The sequence below is a fragment of the Peptostreptococcus sp. genome, from assembly GCF_977045075.1.
Genome location: NZ_CDRRTB010000091.1, coordinates 1 through 6135, shown reverse-complemented (window position 1 = coordinate 6135; position 6135 = coordinate 1). Strand labels below are relative to the sequence as shown.

Annotated in this window: 5 protein-coding genes; all 5 read right to left on the bottom strand. The window is 40.4% G+C overall.

Annotation, left to right across the window (positions count from 1 at the left end; all coding sequences use genetic code 11):
* Nucleotides 1–108: metallophosphoesterase family protein (locus tag ACW6OJ_RS07095; protein WP_456096144.1), on the bottom strand; the 108-nt coding region annotated here is incomplete at its 3' end.
* A gap of 38 nt (nucleotides 109–146) precedes the next feature.
* The gene (rph, locus tag ACW6OJ_RS07090; protein ID WP_456096142.1) at nucleotides 147–1607 is read right to left on the bottom strand and encodes a ribonuclease PH; all 1461 of its coding nucleotides are present in this window, start codon (nucleotides 1605–1607) and stop codon (nucleotides 147–149) included.
* A gap of 109 nt (nucleotides 1608–1716) precedes the next feature.
* On the bottom strand, nucleotides 1717–3738 hold the full coding sequence (gene ligA, locus ACW6OJ_RS07085) for an NAD-dependent DNA ligase LigA (RefSeq protein ID WP_456096143.1): 2022 nt from the start codon (nucleotides 3736–3738) through the stop codon (nucleotides 1717–1719).
* A gap of 237 nt (nucleotides 3739–3975) precedes the next feature.
* Nucleotides 3976–4440, bottom strand: a complete 465-nt coding sequence (gene bcp, locus ACW6OJ_RS07080; protein ID WP_293436313.1) for a thioredoxin-dependent thiol peroxidase — start codon at nucleotides 4438–4440, stop codon at nucleotides 3976–3978.
* A 227-nt stretch (nucleotides 4441–4667) separates the two neighbouring features.
* Complete coding sequence (locus ACW6OJ_RS07075) at nucleotides 4668–5855, bottom strand: CaiB/BaiF CoA transferase family protein (protein ID WP_456096141.1); 1188 nt, start codon at nucleotides 5853–5855, stop codon at nucleotides 4668–4670.
* Between the last annotated feature and the right edge of the window lie 280 nt (nucleotides 5856–6135).

The window sequence follows — 6135 nt, the reverse complement described above, 5'->3', positions numbered from 1 at the left end:
ATTATCCCCGGCATGTATCATCAAATCAATTTCTTGACTTATAAAGGGTACCAATTTGTCCATACTTCGTCTGTCTCCATGAGTATCAGACAAGATTAATATCTTCATTTTTAAACTCCCTTCTCTAACAAGCGGCTCTTCAAAGCCTATATAGTTCTAGATTCTATTATTTCCTTTAGACTAAGCTTCATTTGAGCAAGGGCTCTAGACCTATGACTAAAGGAATTCTTTACTTCAGGTGGTAACTGCCCAAAGGTTTCTTCATAGCCTTCTGGTATAAACATGCAGTCATAGCCAAAGCCATTTTGGCCCTTTTCTTCTAGGGCAATTTTACCCTCTACCTTACCCCTGGCTAGCATTTCCTTGCCATCAGGAAATACGGTCGCTATTACACATACGAACCTAGCTGTCCTCTTTTCCATAGGTACATCCTTAAGTTCCTCAAACATCTTTATCCTATTTTCTTCGTCACTAGCATTTTCGCCTGCATACCTGGCTGAATATATACCAGGCCTCTTTCCAAGGGCATCTACTTCAATACCAGAATCATCACCTATGGCTATCTTGCCAGTCATCTTGGATATAGTTCTAGCCTTTATTAGGGCATTGTGTTCAAAGGTCCTACCGTTTTCTATTATCTCTATACCATCAAGGTCAACATCCTTTAGGGACTTTATCTCAAAATCCATATCTGCCAACATATTTTGAATTTCTTCTAGCTTGTGCATATTACCAGTTGCTATAATGGCCTCTCTTTCGTATTCAGGCCCTATAATCGCATCGGCAACCTCACCAAGAATCCTCCTTTGAATTCTCATAAGCTCCCTATTTCCCTTTTCCGCATATTCAAGTATCTTGTCCATTTCGGCCCTAGTAAAGGGTCTCTCCTCACCAGTACACTGGAGCTCTACAAATTCTCCCTTATTATTCATGATGATATTTGTATCAACCTCAGCATTTGAGTCTTCCTGGTAACAAATATCTAAGCATACCTGAGAATCTACCACACCTACGCTAACTGCTGCCAGCATGCTAGTCACAGGCATAGTCTTTATCAGTCCCTCCTGGTAAAGCTTGTAAAGGGCATCTGCTAAGGCAACAAAGGCTCCTGTAATTGATGCAGTCCTGGTACCACCATCTGCCTGGATGACATCACAGTCTATCCATATAGTTCTTTCACCCAAGTCATCCAGATTAACTACAGACCTGATAGACCTGCCTATCAGTCTCTGTATTTCCTGGCTCCTACCATCGATCCTACCCTTGCTAGAATCTCTCCTTTTCCTAGTTTCTGTAGCTGAAGGTAGCATGGAATACTCTGCGCTTATCCATCCGCGGCCTGTCCCCTTCATAAAACCTGGGACACCCTCTTCCACAGATGCAGTACAGATCACCTTGGTATTTCCTACCTCTATTAGGACAGAACCCGCAGAATGCATAGTATAGTTTCTTGTTATCTTGACTGGCCTCAGCTGGTCGTACTGCCTTCCATCCGGTCTTGGTCCACTTGCTTCCTGGCCCAAAACACCGACCTCACCAGCAATTATATTTTCTAGTCCTTGACTAGACTTGACATCTTTGTTCCCTTTAATGCTTGAATTTGTCACTAAATCCCCTCTTTTCATCTATATTCAGCCTGATTATATAATCGAGCAATTTATTCTATATATAAGGATATACCCCTGAGCTCAAATAAATCTTAAAAAATATCAAGGCCTATACTTGTTCTAATATGGCTGCGACCTCTTCCTTAGTCTGGCAGTTTAATAGGTCCATAAACTTGGCCTCATCTATAACCTTAACACCAAGCGCTATGGCCTTGTCTAGCTTAGATCCTGCCTCTTCGCCAGCCAATACAAAGCTAGTAGACTTGCTGACACTTGAGGTAGCCTTACCTGCCCTCTCTTCTATTAGGACCTTAGCATGGTTCCTCTTCATAGAAGGAAGGGTACCTGTAAGTACTATCTTCATGCCATCAAATACCTTGGCTATACCCTGGTCTTCCTTTTCTATCACTTCCATATTAAGGCCTGCCTGTCTCAGCTTTTCAATAGTCAGCTTATTCTTATCCTCCTGGAAGAACTTAACTACACTATCTGACATTATTTGACCAAATTCTTCTATTCCTATTAGGTCCTCTTCACTAGCCTCCATAATCTTGTCCATGGAACCACAGGCATCAGCTAAGAGCTTGGCCCCCTTGACTCCTACGAACCTAATCCCCAGACCGTTTATCAGTCTCCAAAGGTCATTTGACTTTGATTTTTCTATAGATGCCATTAGGTTGGCCACAGATTTTTGTCCCATACGATCTAGACTTACCAATATATCTGGGTCCATATAGTATAGGTCAGCTATATCCTTTATTATCCCCTTGTCTAGAAGGCTTGTAATAATAGACTCACCCATACCCTCTATGTCCATGGCATCCCTGGATACAAAGTGGATAATCCCCCTTCTTATCTGGGCAGGACAGGAGATGTTGATGCACTTGACAGCTGCCTCACCATCTAGCCTAAAGGTTTCCTGACCACAGGCCGGGCATATATGAGGCATATCAAATACAACTTCATTGCCCGTCCTATCCTCCTTGACTACCTCAACTACCTGGGGAATAATATCTCCTGCCTTTTGGACTAGGACTGTATCTCCAATCCTAATATCTCTTTCCTTTATGTAGTCTTCGTTATGAAGGGTTGCCCTACCGACCATGGTACCAGCGAGCCTTACTGGCTCTAGGATAGCAGTTGGGGTAATTGTACCGGTCCTGCCCACCTCTACTTCTATATTTAGAAGCCTGGTCTTCTTCCTCTCTGCTGGGAACTTGAAGGCAGTCGCCCACCTTGGACTCTTAGCAGTAAAGCCAAGGGCCTCCCTTTGGGCTATGGAGTCAACCTTTATAACCATACCATCTATCTCATATGGTAGGCTGGACCTATTTTCTGTCCAGTACCCTATATATTCTATTACCTCTTCAATATCCTTGCACAGCTTGTATTTTTCATTTACCTTTAGGCCCAGGGACTTCATATAGTCAAAGGACTGGCTGTGCGTTTCTATACCTAAGTCATCTATATTTTCTAGGTTAAAGATAAATATATCTAGAGGCCTCTTAGCTGCTAGCTTAGGGTCAAGCTGTCTTAGAGAGCCTGCTGCTAGGTTCCTTGGATTGGCATATATTTGGAGGTCATGGTCTTCCTGGTAGGTATTTACAGCCTCAAAATCACTTTTTGAAATATATACCTCACCCCTGACTACTAGCTTTCTCTTTTCATCTATCTTAATGGGTATGCTTGCTATTGTTTTGATATTTTCTGTTACATTCTCTCCTATGTGGCCATCACCCCTAGTAGCACCTACCCTTAGGTAGCCATCCTCATAGGTTAGGCCAACCGATAAACCATCTATCTTAGTTTCAACCACATAGTTTACCTGGCCATGACCAGGTTCTAGACTTCCGCGAACCCTCCTATCAAAGTCTCTTATTTCTTCATTATTGAATACATTGGAAAGACTCAGCATAGGTCTCTCGTGCTGGTACTGGTCAAACTTATCTAGGGCTCTTCCCCCTACCCTAACTGTCGGAGAGTCCTCCTTCTTGTATTGAGGAAAGGCCTCCTCTAGGAGGATCAGACTCTTCATAAGCCTATCATAGTCCATATCACTTATCTCTGGGCTGTCTGAATTATAGTACCTGTCACTGTGGTAGTTCAAAATCTCAGTAAGGTCTTTCACCATTAAGCTGGCTTCTTCATTTGAAATCAGGTTTTGGGCCAGTCTTTTCTTGACCCCTTCCATATATAAATTTTCATCTATTAGCTTCATTTTTTTACCTACCTATTTATAATCATTAATAGTATATATACTTAAGACTCTAGCTGCCATAATATCCTTTATATTATAAAAACTTCGCATTATATACTTATACCTATGTCCAAGCTAGGAGTTCTTTAGGATACATACCGCCTTTTCTACCTATCCCAAAAAGTCTCCGGCCATTATATCATCTGCATTTGTAGCAGCCTTCATCCTCTTGCCATTTACTATATCTACTATTATGCCCTCTTCGTCTATCAAGAAAGTTGTTCTTTCTATACCTAGGAAGGTCTTTCCATACATTTTCTTTTCCTTCCAAGCCCCATAGGCCTCTATTACCTTTGCATCTGGATCAGATAAAAGTATAAATGGTAGCTCGTGCTTAGTTGCAAAGTTTGTATGAGTCTTAGCGCTATCCTTGCTGATACCTATTACCTCTGCCCCCTTGGCTACTATCTGTGGGTAGTTGTCCCTAAAGTTGCAAGCCTGCTTAGTGCAGCCTGGTGTATTGTCCTTTGGATAAAAATACAAAATTACCTTCTTGCCCCTAAATTGACTTAAGGTTACTTCATTATTATCCTTGTCCATTAATTTAAAATCTGGTGCCTTATCTCCAATTTTCATATTATTCTCCTTACCTTTCTATATATTTAAATTTTTACTCAAGATATTTGATATATAAATTATAAACCATTATCCTTTAAATATCCATTATATTGGGACTAAAGTTTAAATATATTAAAAAAACCGGCTATATGATCATGATAATCTAGTCATATAGCCGGTATTATATACAATTTATTCAAAAATTTATGTAGAAGATAAATTGAACTAGCCTTGCTGGCAAGTCCCTATTTAAATACTTCCTCAGAATCCATGGCGGCAATCTCTGAGTCATTATAGCCTAGCTTTTTTAGTACATCCTGGGTATCATGACCTATTTCCCTACCCGCATGCCTGTATAATACATCTGCTTCTGAAAATTTGATAGGCATAGCAAACTGGCGAACCTTCTTTTTACCTGCGTCCACCTCGACTATCATTTCTCTTGCCTTTATTTGTGGTTCATGATTGAAGGCCTGGTCAAAATCTAGAATTGGCTCTATACAAGCATCCAATTCACCAAATACCTGATTCCAATGGGCTAGTGGCTTAGACTTGATTATTTCAACTAGTCTAGCCTTTAGAAGTCCACCATCATCTGGAGTTGGTCCCTTTTCTAGTAGCTCAGGTAGGTCAACTGCCTCAGATAGCTTTCTTAGGAACTTAGGCTCTAGTGAACCAACTGTTATGTACTCCTTGTCAGAAGTTTCATATATGTCGTATATACCCTTGCCGTTTAGTTCAAATCCTTCTCTTTCCCTCTTCTTGCCATCCATTAAGAATGATGTACCCTCAAAGGTGTTCATAGGTATAATTGTGTCCATCATAGAAATATCTATGTACTGGCCCTTGCCACTTAGGTTCCTATAATTCACTGCAGCCAGGATACCTATAACTGAATGTAGGGCACCACCTGCTATATCTCCTAACTGTGTACTCATTAGAGATGGTCCCGTAGACTTTCTACCTGCTACAGATAGTAGACCACTTAGGGCCATAAAGTTACAATCGTGACCCGCCTTGTTCATGGCTGGTCCTGAATTACCATAAGATGAAACAGAGCAGTAGATTAATTTTGGATTAATCTTTGAAAGATCTTCATATGATAGGCCTAGCTTCTTCATTACACCCGGCCTGAATTGCTCAATAACTATGTCGTATTCCTTAATCAATTCCTTGATGATTTCTATGGCCTTAGGTGATTTTAGGTTTAAGGAAATGGTTTTCTTGTTCCTGTTAAGCCATAATTGGTTAGCACTCAATCCTATCTCTTCATCAAAAGCCCCCATCTCATAAACTAGGTCAACCTTTGATTTTGAACTTACCTTCAATACCTCAGCCCCCATATCTGCAAGCATTAAGGTTGCATATGGACCTGGTAATAGGGTAGTGAAATCTAGGATTTTAAGATTCGATAAAGCTGTATTATTAGTCATAATAACCCCCCTATAATTATATCTCACTTTTTTCATTATACATCAAATTAGTAGAATTTTAAACACAATAGATAAAAAGATTCAAAAATTATTAAAATTATTGAAAACTTTTAAGATAAAAAGAGGTTGGTATTTACCAACCTCAAAAAATTAACTCTTATGACTCCTGACCTTCTTCAGACTCCTGGTCTGCTGATAGGTAGAACTCTTCATATAGGGCTTCACAAACACCTACCGGCTGAGTTTCCTCGAAATGAGGGGCCCTGTAAGTCTTTATGTA

Excerpts from the sequence above, each read along its gene's own strand:
- ligA (WP_456096143.1), bottom strand. The coding sequence starts at position 3,738 with ATGGTGAAAGACCTTACTGAGATTTTGAACTACCACAGTGACAGGTAC.
- bcp (WP_293436313.1), bottom strand. The coding sequence starts at position 4,440 with ATGAAAATTGGAGATAAGGCACCAGATTTTAAATTAATGGACAAGGAT.
- ACW6OJ_RS07075 (WP_456096141.1), bottom strand. The coding sequence starts at position 5,855 with ATGACTAATAATACAGCTTTATCGAATCTTAAAATCCTAGATTTCACT.